The following is a 17,605-nucleotide window of genomic DNA, read 5'->3' on the forward strand; positions in this document are numbered from 1 at the left end:
AATGAGCAATCAACTGCCCGAAAGTGGAAATAAGGAGAACCCCCCTATAATGAACGTTTCATTTTAAGTGAATATACCATTAATTATTGGAAATGAAAAACCTTTTCAATGCGCATTAAAAAATAGCAATCATAAAATAGAGTAACTTCATAACTATCAGAATATTATTAATATTATTTTAAACCAACAAAACTAACAGGTAAAGTATATAATGAAAGAGAAAAAGGGGGGTTAGATATGACTTTGTATTTTGATCATTTGGTTCATCAAGTTCAATCACCGGAGAATTCAAAGGTTTTTTTAAACAAACGTAATATCCATACAGTGAACGGGGGCCAACACACAATGTGGGGGACATATAATACGTTAAGCTATTTTGGATTAAACTATATTGAGCAAATTGCCATCTATGATCGTGATTTATTTGAACATGCAGCAAAATTGCCTTATTCTTTACATTATACGTTTAAGCGTGACAAAGAGCGCTATGGTTTTTCACGAATTGCATTGCGAACTAAAAATATTGAGGAACAAGGGGCAAGGTTACGTGCAATGGGCTTAGAAGTTTATGGACCTGATGCCTGTAGCAGAACTCGTCCAGACGGCTCCGTTGTAGAATGGAAGTTATTACATTTTGGGAAATCGGGGCTACCAATTGATTTTCCATTTTTGATTGAGTGGGCTGACGGGGATGAAAAACGATATTCGCAGTTAGAGGAAAGTGGAGCGATTGATACGAATCATTCTATAACGATGGAGTCCGTTCAATTTTTTGTTAAAGATGTGCAAGCTACAGTTGAATTATGGCAGAAAGTACTAGAATTACCTGAGCCTCAACAACATGCTCAATTTATATCCTTACAATTGCCCAATATTCGTTTGGATTTTTATGAGAAAGAAGCGGCAAGTACTTTGACACTTGGTCACGTAAAAGAGGGACCATTTGGGGTGACATTAAAAGATTCTGACAGAACAAAGGAAACGCTTGTTTTTCCAGCTGCATTTTATTGGGTTAATCGTTGATTAGGAATATAAAAAGGAGCTGTTCAGTATATTAGAACAGCTCCTTTACGCTTATAATTTCACTACATTTGACGCCTGTGGTCCTCGATTGCCTTCCACCACGTCAAATGAAACTTTTTGACCTTCTTCAAGTGTACGGAAGCCTTCCTCTTGGATCCCCGTAAAATGTACAAATACATCTTCTCCATCATCACATTCAATAAAGCCATAACCCTTTTCATTATTGAACCACTTTACGATTCCCTGTTGCATAAGCATTCGCCTCCAATGCGCTTGAATGTAAAAATCATCAATTAAGTCTGACATAATTGAGAAAATGTGAAAAAATGCATTTTCATTAAGAACATACATGAATTGAACAAAGTTGTCAATTGATTGTCGAATTGCTTGCATAACTAATTATGTTTTCTTTCACAATAAAGTCTATAATGAAGTTGAACAACATAGAAAGTAGGATGCCAAATGACAACGAAAAATCAACCATTAACAGATTTAGAAATCGCGAGTCAAGCGGTTATGAAGCCTATTACGGATATTGCGAAAACAGCAGGTATTCCAGAGGATGCCCTCGAGCAGTATGGACGCTACAAGGCAAAAATCGATCCATTAAAAATTACAGCACAGGGTGAGGATGCAAAGGTAGTTTTAGTAACAGCGATTAGTCCTACTCCAGCAGGTGAAGGAAAGTCAACTGTAACTGTTGGACTGGCGGATGCTCTTCATCAGTTAAATAAGAATGTAGTTGTGGCTTTGCGTGAGCCGTCCCTAGGTCCAGTAATGGGGGTAAAGGGTGGCGCAACAGGCGGTGGATACGCACAGGTTGTACCGATGGAGGATATTAATTTACATTTTACTGGTGACCTCCATGCGATTACAGCTGCCAACAATGCACTATCAGCCTTTATAGATAATCATATCCATCAAGGCAATACGTTAAACATTGATCCGCGTCGCATTATTTGGAAGCGTGTGATGGATTTAAATGATCGAACGCTGCGAAAAATAGTTGTTGGTCTTGGTGGTCCTGTACAAGGGATGCCGCGTGAAGACGGCTTTGACATTACAGTTGCATCAGAAATAATGGCTGTCTTTTGTTTAGCGACAAGCATAGAAGATTTACGTGAGCGTTTAGCAAGCATCGTAATTGGCTACACATTTGAGCGTGAGCCAGTATTTGTGCGTGATCTACAAGTAGAAGGTGCCTTAACACTATTATTAAAAGATGCCTTTAAACCAAATTTAGTACAAACGCTTGAGGGCACACCTGCGATTATACATGGTGGACCGTTTGCCAATATTGCACACGGCTGCAACTCAATTATGGCGACACAAACTGCTCGTAAGCTAGCGGATATCGTGATTACAGAAGCTGGTTTTGGCTCTGATTTAGGTGCTGAAAAATTCATGAACATTAAAGCTCGTAAAGCAGGCTTTAAACCAAGTGCCGTTGTTATTGTAGCAACGATTAGAGCTTTAAAAATGCATGGTGGTGTTGCGAAAACAGCGCTTGTAGGAGAAAACGTTGCTGCCCTATTACAAGGAATCGAAAATTTAGCTAAACATGTCGAGACAATTCGTACATTTGGCGTTGAGCCGATTATCGCATTAAATCGATTTATAACAGACACAGAAGCGGAGTTAGAGGCAGTGTTAAACTGGTGCAAAGTGAATCATGTGCGCATTGCACGTACAAATGTCTGGGAAGAAGGCGGTAAAGGCGGGCTTGCCTTAGCTGAACAAGTACTTTCTGTCTTAGATGAAGAAAACAATTTCTCACCTCTATACGATGTAACAGAGTCCATTGAAGAAAAAGTTCGTACCATCGTACAAAAGGTATATGGCGGGAAAGATGTGCAATTTACTGACCAAGCGAAAAAACAAATTGCCCAGATTGAAAAATTTGGATGGGATGTGCTACCGATTTGTATGGCAAAAACGCAATACTCTTTATCCGATCAACCAAATTTACTAGGTCGTCCAGAGGGCTTCACGGTAACAATTCGTGAGGTTATTCCTAAGCTAGGCGCAGGCTTTTTAGTTTGCTTAACTGGTGACATTATGACAATGCCAGGCTTACCAAAAGCACCAGCAGCATTGCGTATGGATGTGGATAATGAGGGCCATGCAATAGGGTTGTTCTAAATAATATAAAATATTAAAGGCTGCTCCTTATTTTAGTTAGAAAGGGCAGCTTTAATATTTTTCAAAAAATTAAAGTAAATAGGTACCATATCGAATAAGTAAGAAACTAGTTAGCCATAAAAAAATGGCTATTCGAATGAGCATATACATTGTAAATTCAAAGACAGAAAGCTTTCTTTCTCGCTTTATTTTTTTTAAAAGTCTTACAGAAAACAGGGAACATAGAAGAAGTACGGCAATAGATAATTCATAAACGTTCTCTAACAAGCTTATATTTTCTAAAAGGCTTTTCATATATAATCATCCTCTCCTAAAAAGGATATGAGCAGTTTAAACTTATTATGAAGTTAAGGACTTTGGTGTATAACCAGGGTCTTTTTTCTTTTATTACCTATTGTGGAAAATTTATGTAATGTAATATTTGGTGCTTTTTATCAATAACTACCCAACATTGGTAAGAAAAGATGGAATTTTACTATAGATTTTATTGTCAATGAATTTTTATTTAAAAAATACATTGAATTTTCTTTTTCTTTTAAATATAATTTATTTAATTCTTAATCGGAACACTGTTCCGATAATAGGAACGCGGAGGGATGAAGACTTGAAAATCGCAACAGATATTGGCGGTACTTTTACTGACCTAGTTTACACAGATGAGAAGGGAAATCTTCATTTTGACAAGGGGCATACGACTCCAGGTCATTTTGAGGACGGTATTTTAAATGTATTAGGGCGACACGTTACGGAAGATTCATTGATTGAATCATTTATTCATGGTTCAACGGTCATTATTAATACATTAACGGAAAGAAAAGGGGGAGTAGTTGGGTTAATTACAACGAAAGGCTTCCGTGATGTATTAGAGATTGCTCGTGGTAATCGTCCAGACTTATATAATTTTAAATATAAAAAACCAGAACCTTTTGTAGAGCGCTACTTACGACAAGAAATTGATGAGCGTATCGATTTTAAAGGAAATATTATGAAAGCGCTTAATACCGAGGAAGTCGGAGGAATTGTTAGAAGATTCAAGGAATTAGGTGTGGAGGCTATTGCTATTTCATTGATTCATGGCTATAAAAACCCAATTCATGAATTACAGCTAAAAGAAGAAATTGAAAAGCTTTGGCCAGGGGTGTATATCACACTTTCAAGCGAAACGATTAAAGAATATCGAGAATACGAAAGAACAAATACTACTGTTTTAAATTCATATGTAAAGCCAATTGCACATGCTTATTTAAAAAACCTAAAAGAAAAATTAAGCTCGATTGGTATAACAGATCATTTGAAAATAATGCAATCAAATGGAGGAACGACAAGCTTTGATAAAGCGATGGAATTGCCAATTAATCTAGTTGAATCTGGTCCTGTAGCGGGTATGTTTGGTGCAGCAAAACTAGGAGAGCTTTTAAATGAATCAAATATTATTGCATTTGATGTTGGCGGAACGACAGCAAAATGTTCACTCATTACTGAAGGAAAAGTAAATGTTACAACAGATTACTATATTGAAAGAAATGAAAAATTTGCAGGCTATCCGATTAAAACACCTGTTGTAGATATTGTTGAAATCGGTAATGGTGGTGGTTCCATCGCACGCGTCGATCAATTCGGCTCCTTAAAAGTTGGTCCAGATTCTGCTGGTGCAAATCCAGGACCTGTTGCTTATGGCTTAGGCAATACGCAGCCAACAATTACAGATGCAAATGTCTATTTAGGTAGATTATCATTAGAAAACTTCGATAATCCAGTGTCTATTGACAAAGTGGAGGAGGCACTTACTGAAGCAATCGCGAAACCGTTTAATGTGACAGCAGAAGAAGCAGCACAAGGAATTTTAGATATTGCCAACTCTAATATGCTAAATGCGCTCAAGCTAATTTCTATTCGTAAAGGCTATGACCCTGAGGATTTTACAATGGTTGCCTTTGGTGGCGGTGGTCCACTACATGCGATTAATTTAGCGGAAGAACTGGGTATGAAGAAAGTTATTATTCCATATGGCTCATCGGTCTTTTCAGCATTAGGGATGATGATGACGGAATACCGACAAGATTATATTCAAACAAGCTTAATGAATTTTGATGATCATCATTTAACTGCTATTCAAAAAAATATTGATGAGGCTATTGAAAATGCTTATGCGGATGCACCTTTATCGAAGGAACATTATTATTTCGAGATTAATTATGATTTGCGCTATAAAGGTCAAGAGCATGCAGTTAAATTGAATGCATCAAATATTTCGTTTCATGAAGAAGAGCTAGCTCAATTAGCAGAAGCTTTCCATATCAAACATAAACAGGAGTTCTCTTTTGACTTACCAGAGACTTCAATAGAGCTAGTAAATTTACATCTCACTATTTATGGGAAAGATGAAGCGGTCCAGTTTAAGGAGTTAGATTTCTCACATATTGATGCTTCTACATGTATAAAAGCAACACGAAAGTTATACGTCAAAGAAACAGGCTGGGTAGAGGTAAATGTCTACGATCAACAAAAGTTAGTACCGGGCTATGTTATTGCTGGTCCTGCTATTGTGGAAAATCCTACATCTACAGTTGTGATAAATAAAAAGCAATCTATTGAAATAGATAAATACGGCAATCTGATTGTAGAGATGGAGGGGAAATAACACATGAAAAAAGATGTTTTTGCTATAGAAATTATTCAGGATTCATTGCTGGCCATTGGAGATGAGATGTTTGTTGCATTAGCTCGCTCATCTATGAGCCCCGTTATCTATGAGGTTTTAGATTATGCTTGTGGTTTAACGGATGCCAAGGGAAATTTAATTAGCCAAGGTAATGGTGTAACAAGTTTTATTGGGATGCTGAGTCCAATGGTTCAACGTGTCATAGAAAAATATGATAATGGGAAAAAATTAAACGAAGGGGATGTCATCATTATAAATGACCCTTATGTTGGAGGAGGCTCGCATTTATCAGATGTAGGATTGGTTTTACCGATTTTCTACAATGGAGAAATTATTGCTTATTCTGCAAATAAAGCACACTGGACCGAAGTAGGTGGGATGGACCCTGGTTCATTTACAAGTAATTCGAATGAAATCTATCAGGAAGGTCTTCAGCTACCAGGTGTAAAGCTTTATCAAAAGGGCGAGCTCAACGAAGGCATTTATGAAATCATATCTACAAATGTTCGTCTACCAGAGCTATCTATTGGAGATATGTTTGCACAAGTAGCAGCCTTAAAAACAGGTGAAAAACGGATTGCAGAGCTTTGTCGGAAATTTGGTGCTGAATCGGTGAAGTTGTCCATTCAAAAATTATTGGACAAGGGTGAAAAAATTGTAGAGCTTGAGCTTCAACATCTACCAAAAGGTGAATTTTATGCAGAGGACTTTATTGAAGGCGATCCATTAAAAGGTGGACCTTATCCAATTAAAGTGAAAGTAACGATTAGCGATGAAGAATTTATTTGTGACTTTAGAGGCTCACATCCTGCTGTTAATGTGCCAGTAAACTGCTCACAATTTGGTTTAATGGCTAGTGTTCGTGTAATGTTCTTAGCATTACTTGGAGATATTGATGTGATTAATGAAGGTGTCTTTAAACGCTTAACGATTCTTACAGATGATAATTCAATTGTATCAGCCAAGCGTCCACATCCTGTTTCGATGAACTTTGAGGCACGTATTGGAGCAGCAGACTTAATTTGGAAGGCACTTGCACCTTATTTACCAGAAAGATTATCAGCAGGGCATTTACAGTCGGTTTGTACATTTATCTTAACAGGCAAAAATCCTGAAAATAATGAGTCCTTCCTAATTGTTGAGCCTTCAGTAGGTGGCTGGGGAGCGTCAAATGATGAGGATGGCCAAAGTGGGCAATATTGTATGGGAGATGGAGAAACGTATAATCTTCCTGTTGAAATTGCAGAGACAAAATACGGTATTCAGATTGATGAATATAGCTTAAATTGCGATGGTGCTGGTGCAGGGCAATATAGAGGTGGCTTAGGTGTACGCCGAGTTTATACCGTTAATCATGATGGTCAAAAGGTTTCTGTCAACTTAGGTAGACATCAATTTGCACCATTTGGCTTAAATGATGGGGAGGAAGGCTCGCATAACTATCTGATTATTCATAAAGAAGATGGTACAAAGGTGGGACCAGTAGGAGTACTCGCCAATTATGAATTACAGAAAGGAGATCGTATTGAGCTTGTCACAGCAACAGGGGGTGGCTATGGCAATCCACAAGAGAGAAGTAAGAAAGCAATTGAAAAAGATCTAATAAATGGATATATTTCTTTAGAGGTAGCTGAAAAACGTTACGGTTACCAAAACGCATAAAAGGAGAAATATATAAATGACTGTCAAGACATTAAAAAACTCATTGGATATACTAGAATGCTTTGCAAATACAGAAAGCGCATTAGGTGTTCGTGAAATTTCACGCATGACAAAACTGCATACAAGTGTTGTGCAAAGAACAATCAATACATTTACAGAAGCTGGGTATTTATTACAGGATGATGCTACAAAAAAATATAAATTAGGTTATAAAATGTTTATATTTCATGACGCGCTCTCCAATACAAGTGACCCTCATTTTACAATTTATGAATTGATGCAAAGTCTTGCAAGTGAAATCAATGAATCAGTATTTCTAACTTATATGGATAATGAGTATGGTGTCACAACAAAAATTGCTGAAAGTAGTAAGAATATAAAATATGCGGTGTCCTTAGGTACAAAAACACCGCTTTATATCGGTGCTTCCTGTAAAGTTATGTTTGCCTATTTAGACAAAGAAAGGCAGCTAGAATTGTTAGCCTATTTTCATGAAAAGCAGTCTGAAGAGGAACATAAAAAGCTTCTTGATAATTTACAAGAGGAGCTACAAACCATACGACAAAATAAGTGGTGTGTTACTGTCGGGGAGTACAATGAACATGCTTTTGGTATAAGTGTACCATTATTCAATTATAAGAAAGAAATCATGGCATCTCTTACGATTTCTGGATTAGTATATGACATTGACGATCAAAGGGAGAAATACATGCTTGAACAGTTAGTGAAAATTGCTCATCAAATTCAATCTCACATATCTAAACTATAACAACAATAGGGGAGCTGACACTATGAATAATAAAGTATTACATCCACGGGCTTTGGAGCCTGTAACTTTACTAATGATTGTCTTAACATCTGTGGTAGGGGCAATTATTGGGATACAACTGATTACGACTTTAGGGATTTCTGCTAATACATCCATCATTGGGGCTATATTCGCGATGATTTTAGGAAGAATTCCAATTGGCAAGCTAATTGCATTCAAATCCGTGCATAGACAAAATATTATACAGACAGCAATATCATCGGCTACTTTTAGTGCAGCGAGTAGTTTAATGTTGCCAATTGGTATTCCATATGTTTTAGGCTATGAAAATTTAGTTTTGCCATTGTTTATTGGTGTTATTTTAGCGATGTTTGTGGATGCTTTATTATTATATAAATTTTTTGATACAAAGATTTTCCCAGCAACAGGTACCTGGCCACCGGGGATTGCAACAGCTGAGGCTATTAAAGCTGGCGATAAAGGCGGTAAAAACGCAAAGGTTTTAATTGGCGGTGTATTAATCGGTATCGTGGGGTCTGTTCTTAAAATTCCAATGTCAGCTTTTGGGGTAGCGTTTATCGGAAATATTTGGGCGCTTACAATGTTTGGAATTGGTCTATTACTGAGAGGTTATTCTGTTCAATTATTTAATGTCGATTTGAATGAATATTATATTCCGCATGGCATTATGATTGGAGCAGGCATTGTAGCTCTTTTCCAGGTTGCTTTTACTTTGCTAAGTAAAAGGGCAACTAAAGAGTCAGAAGAATTAATCTATTCAAAAGACCAAAAAGAAATTCGACAAGGTTTTGGTGTAGGTTTTATTGCTTATTTAGCGATTGCATTATTAATTGCTTTAATAGGTGGTATGATTTCACACATGTCTTTTGGAATGCTAATCGGCTTTATCATTTTCGCAACAATTGCAGCATTTGTTCACGAACTTATTGTTGGGATTGCTGCAATGCATGCAGGCTGGTTCCCAGCATTTGCAGTAGCGTTTATCACACTAATTGTCGGAATACTAATTGGTTTCCCGGCACCCGCTCTTGCTTTGTTAGCTGGCTATAGTGCAGCAACAGGGGTAGCATTTGCAGATATGGGCTATGACTTGAAAACAGGTTTTATTTTACGTGGAAATGGCAGTGATCCTGTATTAGAAAAAGAAGGGCGTAAACAGCAAATGATTGCTGGTATGCTAGCATTTTCAATTTCTGCTGTTGTTGTTTTACTTTCATATCAATCTTATTTTGCACAGGATTTAGTAGCACCTGTCAACCATGTATATGCAGCTACTATCCAATCTGGAGTGACTGGAGACGTAGCGAAACAGCTATTGATCTGGGCGATTCCTGGGGCATTGATTCAATTAATTGGCGGTTCAAAGAGACAAATGGGTATTCTGTTTGCGACTGGTTTATTACTAATCAATCCTATAGCTGGTTGGGCAGTGTTAGCTGGTATTTTACTTCGTGTTATTTTCACTTATATGACAAAAGGTAAGAGAGAATCTGAAATGACAGTCTTTGCAGCAGGTGTTATTGCTGGAGACGCTTTATATAGCTTCTTCTCTTCCATTCTTAAGATAGGAAAATAGAAAGGGGTAAGAGCAGATGATAAAGGTGTTAACGTATGAGGATGGTTTAGCCGCTGTTTATGGAGGTGCAATCCTAGGAGGTGGCGGTGGCGGCCTCGTTGGGGAAGGTTTAAAGTTAGTGGAGGAAATTTTCGCTGCCGGAAACCCTCAACTTATCGATATAACAGCATTAAACCATGAAGATTTAGTAGCCTGCGTAGCAATGGTTGGAGCACCTTCAGCGGAAGAACAATATGTATCCAATGAACAGCTATGCTGGAGTTATCAACAGATGAATGCGTATATGGATCATCGATTAAAAGGAATTATTACGAATGAAAATGGTGCCATAACGACAATCAATGGCTGGTTACAATCGGTATTACTGAACGTACCAGTCGTTGATGCCCCTTGCAATGGACGGGCTCACCCGACTGGCATTATGGGTTCCCTAAACCTACATGAGCAACAAGATTATCAATCCGTTCAATTTTATGCAGGTGGAAAAAATGATTACGCTATTCAAGGCTTAGCTGAAGGAAATTTACAAAACACAGCAAAAACAGTTCGTCATGCTTCTATTCTAGCTGGAGGATTGGTAGCGGTGACACGTAATCCAATAACAATAGGCTATTTGAAGGAACATGGTGCACCAAATGCAATATCTGCCGCTATTGAGCTCGGTTATAGCTTCCTAAGTGGGCGAACACTGAATGAAAAATTAGATAATATTATTCATCTGTTAAATGGCGAGCATATCGTATCTGGTGTAGTAAAAGATTTTTCTCTGATAAAGGATAATGGTTTTGATGTCGGTAGCTTAACTGTTGAGGATGTTGAATTAACTTTCTGGAATGAATATATGACATTATCAAAGGCAGGGACTGTCCAATCGAGATTTCCAGATTTAATAATGACATTTGATATTGAAGGGATGGTACCTGTACCAAGTGCTAGCATTAAAGAAGGCATGCATATAGCTGTTATTCAAGTTGATCAAAGCCATTTAAATTTAAGCTCAACGATGAAAAATGCCGAGCTGCTACAGGAGATTGACGCGGTTATTGGTAAGGTTTTATAAAAATGAAGAAAATAACATGTTAAAATAGCAAGAAAGCAACCTAATTAATAAAAGCTGCCATCATCTACATGTAAGTGAGATGGGCAGCTTTTATTGTCCCTTCAGCGGGGAGGTATAACAGTACATAAAAATCGTTCCTACTTCCTTCATAACATAATACTTTTTCTATGGCTTAAATGATACTCGAAAAAATTTGCCTAAATAAATTATCTTTTATTGTTCACACAACTCTAATGAGCCAGCTATTCTCATAATGTCAGCAAATAATTGTACACCTTTTTCATTAAAGAGAGGAGCTACGTTCATACTTATTCCATTATGGAATAAAAGAAGGCAACATCAATTAATGACAAAAGTAATGTACACTTGCAACATATGATGAAAGCTTTCTGGTCGTGAAAACAAGTCTATCGGATTGCTCATCTATTTCAACTTGTACAAACACTATGCGGGTTAAAACAAAGAATTTCTAAGGGAAAGTGTTCACTTTTATTTGTTTTCTTAGATGATTGGCTTATGTTATACATACATCATCTTGTAACACATTATTCAATTGTAAGCCCGCTGAAGTTAGTTAAATAATCTGTGAAGAACATAGTTACCGTACATTGAAATAGTGAGATACAGAACAAAGTTGTTCTGTGTATTTATCATATAATATTCTGAAAAATTAGTCAATTGAAATCATTTGATTATCTTTATATTTATTGATGCAGGATATCACTTATCAGTATAATAGCAAAGAAGGGACTGAATGAAGAACATGAATGATTTAATGGATAAAGTACGAGGCATTTATGAGCAGTTTGATGCAAGCCATGATTTTCAGCATATTGAACGCGTTTACCAAAATGCAGTGAACATTTTACAGAGTGAGCCAGCAGCAGACGCGGAAGTCGTAAAAATTGCAGTGCTGCTGCATGATGTAAGTGACAAAAAGTATACCAATAGTAAAGAGCAAGAAAATCAGCTAATTGCAGAGTTAGCATTAAATGAAGATAAAAAGCAGCATATTCGAGATTGTATTGCTCAAGTATCATTTAATGGGGGCAATGAGCTTGAAGCAACATCTATTGAGGCAAAAATAGTACGAGATGCAGATCGCTTAGATGCCATTGGAGCCATTGGAATTGCACGAACATTTGCTTATGGGGGTGCCAAGGGACGAAAACTGTATGATGCTGCAGAGCAAGCACGAACAAATATGACGGAGGAGGAATATCGTACTAAAAATACATCCTCAGTCACACATTTCTACGAGAAGCTTTTATTCTTAAAGGATTTAATGACAACCGAAAAGGGCAAGCAAATGGCTAATGAACGCCATCAGTTTATGGAAAGCTTTTTACAGCAGTTGCAAAAGGAAATTGGTCAATAATTTGAACCTGCAATTAATTTCCTAATCTAATAAGAGTAGAAAATATAAGACTTTTTGTTGACTGAAACCAATCTGGACGTTACAGGAAATGGAACGTCCATGTCGTCTGATTTCTGATTCTAGTTCATCTTGAAATATAAGTTTTACAAGTACAGATATTGAAGAATTATGCATAGATTAGAGTGGTGCATCATGGATAATGGCATAGGTGTCGCATTAAATTGCGCCCTATGCCTTATTTTTTTACATAGAAATTTTGTACTATAACCACTTGTGCTTTACTCTAATTGCTGCTCATAAACAAGGTCATTAATGCCATTTTTAAGCTCAAATGGGATGCATTTATATGTGGAAAAGTTATGGATTGAGCCTAGAGGGATTAAAACTTTGGGTGTCTTTGCCTAGGGATGGATATGCAGATGATGTTCTTATCAAAGCAGGCCCATAGTTCATTTAGCCAAGTTTAGCCTATTATACAGAAGAGTTCCAATGTCATCAAATGAGAATTAGTTATTCCTATCCAGATTCTCAAGTCCTATAAAAGGGGGTAATAAATTCGACAACGATAAGCATGTTCTTTGATAGACATTTACCATTATGAATTGTTAATTCTGATATCATTTGTTCGGTTTGTTGTTCTTTGTTTAGCAGTCGTTTGATGTTATGATTAAGAATGGATATCAATAAAACGTCTACATATTAAGTGTGAAAGAGATGGAATAGTGGAATGAGTCATTTAATTGTACAAAATTTAACAAAAACAGTGGGCGATAAAACGCTCTTTCAAAATATTGAATTTACAATCTATGAGGGAGAGCGAGCTGGCTTAATCGGTATTAATGGAACGGGAAAATCTACTTTATTGTCCATATTAGCTGAGCAGATTGAAGCGGATTCGATGAATGTGGACAGACCTAATAAATATCGAATCGCTTATTTACCACAAGATCCAAAATTTACAAGCGGTGAAACAGTTTTGCAGGCTGTGTTTGCAGGTGATTCTCCAATTTTAAAGTTGAATCGTGAATATGAGGAAACAGTAGCGGCTCTTGCTTTAAATCCTACCTCGGAAAGTCTGCAAAAAATGCTGTTTAGCTTACAGCAGCGAATGGATGAAGAACAGGCATGGGATGTCAATGCACTGGCGAAAACTGCACTAACGAAGCTTGGCATTGAAACATTTGAAAAAGAAGTATTAACGTTATCAGGTGGTCAGCAAAAGCGGGTTGCTTTAGCGAAGGTGTTAATTGAGCCGGCAGATCTGTATTTATTGGATGAGCCTACTAACCATTTAGATGTACAATCAACAGAATGGTTGCAAGAAATGGTTTTACGATTAAAAGGGGCTGTTATCTTTATTACCCATGATCGTTATTTTTTAGATGAATTATCAACGCATATATATGAGCTAGCAGATCAAACATTGTATCGTCATACAGGGAATTATGGGGATTATTTAGAGGCACGTGCTATTCGTGAAGAAATGAGAGCAGCCTCTGCCCAAAAAGACCGCAATCGCTATCGCTCAGAATTAAAATGGATTCGTCGCGGAGCGAAAGCACGCTCAACAAAACAAAAGGCACGTATTCAACGCTTTGAGCAGCTTGATGAAAACCTAGAACGTAAAACTGAGGATGTTTCGTTAGAAATGGGACTTGCTACTACACGACTTGGTCGTAAAGTATTAGAGGCTGAAAATATTTCTAAGGCATTTGGACAGCAAAAAATTCTTGATGATTTTTCATTTATACTCCAGCAAGGTGATCGTATCGGTATTATTGGAGCAAATGGAGTAGGAAAATCAACATTATTGAACATGCTAGCAGGAGAGCTAACACCAGATATAGGTGAAATTCTTGTTGGTTCAACAGTAAAGCTAGCACATTTCAAGCAGACATTACCGAAAATGAATGAAAATGAGCGTATGATTGAATATATTCGTGAAGCTTCCAACGATATTACAGATGCAGAGGGGGTACGCTACTCTGCTGCTCAAATGCTTGAACGATTCTTGTTTTCGCTTCATGGACATGGTACACCAATCGGTAAATTATCTGGTGGGGAACGTAAACGCCTTCATTTATTACGTTTATTAATGGAGCAGCCGAATGTTCTATTACTGGACGAGCCTACCAATGATTTGGATATTGAAACATTGGGCGTACTGGAAGATTTTATAGAGCATTTCCCTGGTGTTGTGATCACAATTTCCCATGACCGTTTCTTCCTTGACCGAATTGCTAAAAAGCTATGGATTTTAGATGGACAGGGTCAGGTAGAGGAGACACTGGATCTTTACAGTGAGTATCTGGCAAAACGTGAGCAGGAGGCTTCTGTAAAAGTAGAAGCGCCAAAAGCAGAGAAACCAAAAATGGAAAAGCCAAAATCGGACAAGAAAAAGCTATCCTTTAAAGAGCAAAAAGAGTGGGAAACGATTTCAGACGATATTGAAAAAACAGAAACTGCTATTATGGAGACTGAAGAAGGAATTGCCAATGCTGGCTCTGATTTTACAAAGCTGCAGGAATTAACGGCAAAGCTAGATGAGCTTAATGCCCAGTACGAATATTTGATTGAAAGATGGTCTTATTTAGAAGAAATTGTGAATGGATAAGGAGCGATTAGACATGAAGATTATAACAATTGAACCGACACCAAGCCCTAATTCAATGAAAATTGTCGTGGATACAGAACTACCATTTGGAAAAAGCTATAATTTTACAAAAGATAATAAAGATGAAGCAACTGGTGAAGCTGCGGCAATTTTGGCAATTGAAGGGGTCAAGGGCGTTTATCATGTAGCTGATTTTTTTGCAGTTGAACGTAATGCGAAATATGCATGGGAAGGTATTTTAGCAAGCATTCGTCAAGTTTTAGGCGAAGATAATGTACAGGAAGAAAATGAAATACATGCTGCTAATGAATTTTATGGGGAGGTTTATGTCCATGTACAATTTTATAAGCAGGTGCCCCTACAAGTAAAGGTATTTGATAATCAACAAGAGTACCGTGTAAGCTGTGGTGAACGCTTTGTGGAAGCCTTCAATAAAATTATTGAGTCCGCAGACGATGAGAATTATATCTTCCAACGTAAGTGGATTGACTATGGCGTGCGTTATGGTGAGCTTGAGGAAATTGCAGAAGCGGTCAAGCAAGAGATTGATGTCACTTATTCAGCAGAACGTGTAGCAGAAATTGTTGCAGCCATTAATGATGATGAAAAAACAGCTATAAAAACAGACAAGTTAAAAGTAACAGTTGAGCAGTTTATGCAACCAGAATGGGAGAAGCGTTTCCAGTTGCTCGACCAAATGGCTGATCCAGAGCTAGATGACTTACCTCTGCTAGATTTAGCTTTACAGGATGAGCAAATGTCGATTCGACGATTGGCTACTGTATATTTAGGTATGGTTGAAGATGTGTCGGTTGTGCCGTATTTGGAAAAGGCATTACAGGATAAAAGTGCAGCTGTACGCCGAACAGCAGGAGATTGTATGAGTGATCTTGGATTCGTGGAATTTGAGAACGCTATGCAGCATGCCTTACAGGATAAAAACAAGCTTGTACGCTGGCGGGCAGCCATGTATTTATATGAGGTAGGTACTGAGCAATCATTACCTGCATTAAAAGCTGCAGAAGATGATAAAGAATTTGAGGTAAAGCTACAAGTAAAAATGGCGATTGCACGAATCGAACAGGGCGAGGAAGCAAAAGGCTCTGTGTGGAAGCAAATGACTGAATCTCGTCAACAATAACAATATAAACCAACATCTATTTGAACTACTGTTGTTTAAATATGGTGTTGGTTTTTCCTTTGGGGAAAACTGGAGAGATAAGTTGCTCAAAAAAGAGAGGAGTCTGCTCAATAAGTGGTGTTGGAATGCCCAACCGCTCGCATGGTTCACAGAGCAAGATAATGTGTTACAAATCGAAGCAACTATTTTCCCTGAGCTCAGTTTAGTATCTTCAGCATGGTTGTATGATACCATTGATTGAACTGGAAATATGAAAAGGATTTCATGTGATATGAGAGAAGTTATAGAAATTAATCTTATTAATCTGTTGAAACTTCTAGTAAAATGATGATTTTCTTAATTATCTTCCACGAAAATGCGAAAGGAGGTGTATTGGAAAATAACAACATGTACTTTTTTTACATAAAATAATTAGAATATTTAATCTATTTAAAGTTGAGGTGTCTATCCATGTTTGGAAATATTACAGATGTACCTGGTGTAAAGGTGGGACATGCGGAAAATAAGGAAGGTATAACAGGCTGTACAGCTATTTTAGTAGAGAATGGTGCAGTTTGTGGTGTTGATGTAAGAGGCTCTGCTCCAGGCACTCGTGAAACAGATGCATTGGATCCAATCAATGAAATTGATCGTGTACATGCTATTAGCTTATCTGGAGGTAGTGCATTTGGACTGGATGCAGCGACTGGAATTATGCAATTTCTAGAGGAGCAGGATATTGGTGTGGATACAGGAATTGCCAAAGTACCAATTGTTCCAAGTGCTGTACTATTTGATTTGTTTATAGGTAATCCCAAAACAAGACCTACTGCTGCAATGGGCTATGAAGCCGCTAAAAATGCCAAAATGGGATTATTTTTAAATGGCAATACAGGTGCTGGGTATGGTGCTACTGTTGGGAAATTAGCAGGTCCTCAGTTTTGCATGAAGGGAGGACTAGGTAGTGCTTCTATCGCTGGCAAAGGCGATCTAGTAGTTGGTTCCATTGTTGCTGTCAATGCTGTTGGAGATGTAAAAGATCCTTCTACTAGAAAAACGCTAGCAGGTGCATGGAATAAGGAAACAGCAGAATGGATTGATTGTTGTGCTTATTTAGAGGAGCATGTGCAATCAGAAGCATTGTCTGGTACAAACACGACTATTGGTGTAGTTGCAGTAAATGCCAAGCTTACGAAAGCAGAGGCAAAAAAAATTGCACAGCTCACTCAAAATGCTCTTGCACGGACAATATATCCTGTTCATACCATGCTGGATGGTGATACGATTTTTGTACTAGGTACAGGAACTAGAGCCTATCCAGTTGATTATATAGGTCACTTAGCAACAAAAGTGATGGAGGAAGCAATACTTACGGGTGTAAAGGCTGCTGAGAAATTGGCAGACGTCGAAAGCTATTCAAGCATTCAAAAATAATCACAAAGGGAACAGCGTGAAGATAATGTTAGATGGTTTCTGAACTTGCTCAAATGACGATGTAAGTTAAAAAATGAGGCATTGAAGTTGCGAGTAACTGACAAATCAGACCTTTTTAGAACCTCATTAATAAACAGCATCCAT

The 17,605-nt window shown here is 37.6% G+C and carries 13 protein-coding genes; 11 read left to right on the forward strand and 2 right to left on the reverse strand.

Going from position 1 to position 17,605, the window contains the following annotated elements:
• Positions 1-237: 237 nt before the first annotated feature.
• A complete protein-coding gene (locus ACQKIM_RS14485) occupies positions 238-1,023 on the forward strand; it encodes a VOC family protein (RefSeq protein ID WP_427545076.1) in 786 nt (261 codons plus the stop codon).
• A 51-nt stretch (positions 1,024-1,074) separates the two neighbouring features.
• On the opposite strand, the gene ACQKIM_RS14490 is transcribed toward ACQKIM_RS14485, so the two are convergent.
• Positions 1,075-1,275 carry a cold-shock protein gene (locus ACQKIM_RS14490; protein ID WP_004269397.1) on the reverse strand — a complete coding sequence of 67 codons (201 nt, stop codon included), beginning with the start codon at positions 1,273-1,275 and terminating at the stop codon, positions 1,075-1,077.
• 210 nt (positions 1,276-1,485) lie between these two features.
• On the opposite strand from ACQKIM_RS14490, the gene ACQKIM_RS14495 reads away from it, so the two are divergent.
• Complete coding sequence (locus ACQKIM_RS14495; RefSeq protein WP_427545078.1) at positions 1,486-3,165, forward strand: formate--tetrahydrofolate ligase; 1,680 nt, start codon at positions 1,486-1,488, stop codon at positions 3,163-3,165.
• Positions 3,166-3,234: 69 nt separating this feature from the next.
• Here the strand turns inward: ACQKIM_RS14495 and ACQKIM_RS14500 are convergent, their stop codons facing one another.
• Positions 3,235-3,459: a hypothetical protein gene (locus ACQKIM_RS14500; protein ID WP_427545080.1), complete on the reverse strand. Its 225-nt coding sequence runs from the start codon at positions 3,457-3,459 to the stop codon at positions 3,235-3,237.
• Positions 3,460-3,769: 310 nt separating this feature from the next.
• Here ACQKIM_RS14500 and ACQKIM_RS14505 point away from each other — a divergent pair, with 310 nt between their 5' ends.
• From ACQKIM_RS14505 to ACQKIM_RS14545, 9 genes are all read left to right on the forward strand, one after another.
• Positions 3,770-5,806, forward strand: coding sequence for a hydantoinase/oxoprolinase family protein (locus ACQKIM_RS14505; RefSeq protein WP_427545082.1), 2,037 nt, complete (start codon positions 3,770-3,772; stop codon positions 5,804-5,806).
• Between the two features lie 3 nt (positions 5,807-5,809).
• Entirely contained in the window at positions 5,810-7,489 is a 1,680-nt protein-coding gene (locus ACQKIM_RS14510) for a hydantoinase B/oxoprolinase family protein (RefSeq protein ID WP_427545084.1), read from the forward strand.
• Positions 7,490-7,505: 16 nt separating this feature from the next.
• Positions 7,506-8,258 (forward strand): IclR family transcriptional regulator, encoded by a 753-nt coding sequence (locus tag ACQKIM_RS14515; protein WP_427545086.1) that lies wholly within the window; start codon positions 7,506-7,508, stop codon positions 8,256-8,258.
• A gap of 22 nt (positions 8,259-8,280) precedes the next feature.
• The gene (locus ACQKIM_RS14520) at positions 8,281-9,855 is read left to right on the forward strand and encodes an OPT/YSL family transporter (RefSeq protein WP_427545088.1); all 1,575 of its coding nucleotides are present in this window, start codon (positions 8,281-8,283) and stop codon (positions 9,853-9,855) included.
• A 16-nt stretch (positions 9,856-9,871) separates the two neighbouring features.
• The gene (locus tag ACQKIM_RS14525; RefSeq protein WP_427545090.1) at positions 9,872-10,915 is read left to right on the forward strand and encodes a DUF917 family protein; all 1,044 of its coding nucleotides are present in this window, start codon (positions 9,872-9,874) and stop codon (positions 10,913-10,915) included.
• A gap of 763 nt (positions 10,916-11,678) precedes the next feature.
• A complete protein-coding gene (locus ACQKIM_RS14530) occupies positions 11,679-12,293 on the forward strand; it encodes an HD domain-containing protein (RefSeq protein WP_427545118.1) in 615 nt (204 codons plus the stop codon).
• A gap of 727 nt (positions 12,294-13,020) precedes the next feature.
• On the forward strand, positions 13,021-14,907 hold the full coding sequence (locus ACQKIM_RS14535) for an ABC-F family ATP-binding cassette domain-containing protein (protein ID WP_427545092.1): 1,887 nt from the start codon (positions 13,021-13,023) through the stop codon (positions 14,905-14,907).
• A 13-nt stretch (positions 14,908-14,920) separates the two neighbouring features.
• Positions 14,921-16,048, forward strand: coding sequence for a conserved virulence factor C family protein (locus tag ACQKIM_RS14540; protein ID WP_427545094.1), 1,128 nt, complete (start codon positions 14,921-14,923; stop codon positions 16,046-16,048).
• Between the two features lie 450 nt (positions 16,049-16,498).
• Positions 16,499-17,461 (forward strand): P1 family peptidase, encoded by a 963-nt coding sequence (locus ACQKIM_RS14545; protein WP_427545096.1) that lies wholly within the window; start codon positions 16,499-16,501, stop codon positions 17,459-17,461.
• The last annotated feature ends 144 nt before the right edge of the window (positions 17,462-17,605 follow it).

The sequence above is a fragment of the Lysinibacillus sp. NPDC047702 genome, assembly GCF_050272555.1.
Lineage (GTDB): Bacteria > Bacillota > Bacilli > Bacillales_A > Planococcaceae > Lysinibacillus.

Bases quoted from the DNA above. Each gene is read 5' to 3' on its own strand.
- ACQKIM_RS14520 (WP_427545088.1), top strand. From the start codon at position 8,281: ATGAATAATAAAGTATTACATCCACGGGCTTTGGAGCCTGTAACTTTA.
- ACQKIM_RS14545 (WP_427545096.1), top strand. From the start codon at position 16,499: ATGTTTGGAAATATTACAGATGTACCTGGTGTAAAGGTGGGACATGCG.
- ACQKIM_RS14510 (WP_427545084.1), top strand. From the start codon at position 5,810: ATGAAAAAAGATGTTTTTGCTATAGAAATTATTCAGGATTCATTGCTG.
- ACQKIM_RS14540 (WP_427545094.1), top strand. From the start codon at position 14,921: ATGAAGATTATAACAATTGAACCGACACCAAGCCCTAATTCAATGAAA.
- ACQKIM_RS14525 (WP_427545090.1), top strand. From the start codon at position 9,872: ATGATAAAGGTGTTAACGTATGAGGATGGTTTAGCCGCTGTTTATGGA.
- ACQKIM_RS14530 (WP_427545118.1), top strand. From the start codon at position 11,679: ATGAATGATTTAATGGATAAAGTACGAGGCATTTATGAGCAGTTTGAT.
- ACQKIM_RS14500 (WP_427545080.1), bottom strand. From the start codon at position 3,459: ATGAAAAGCCTTTTAGAAAATATAAGCTTGTTAGAGAACGTTTATGAA.
- ACQKIM_RS14490 (WP_004269397.1), bottom strand. From the start codon at position 1,275: ATGCAACAGGGAATCGTAAAGTGGTTCAATAATGAAAAGGGTTATGGC.
- ACQKIM_RS14485 (WP_427545076.1), top strand. From the start codon at position 238: ATGACTTTGTATTTTGATCATTTGGTTCATCAAGTTCAATCACCGGAG.
- ACQKIM_RS14535 (WP_427545092.1), top strand. From the start codon at position 13,021: ATGAGTCATTTAATTGTACAAAATTTAACAAAAACAGTGGGCGATAAA.
- ACQKIM_RS14495 (WP_427545078.1), top strand. From the start codon at position 1,486: ATGACAACGAAAAATCAACCATTAACAGATTTAGAAATCGCGAGTCAA.
- ACQKIM_RS14515 (WP_427545086.1), top strand. From the start codon at position 7,506: ATGACTGTCAAGACATTAAAAAACTCATTGGATATACTAGAATGCTTT.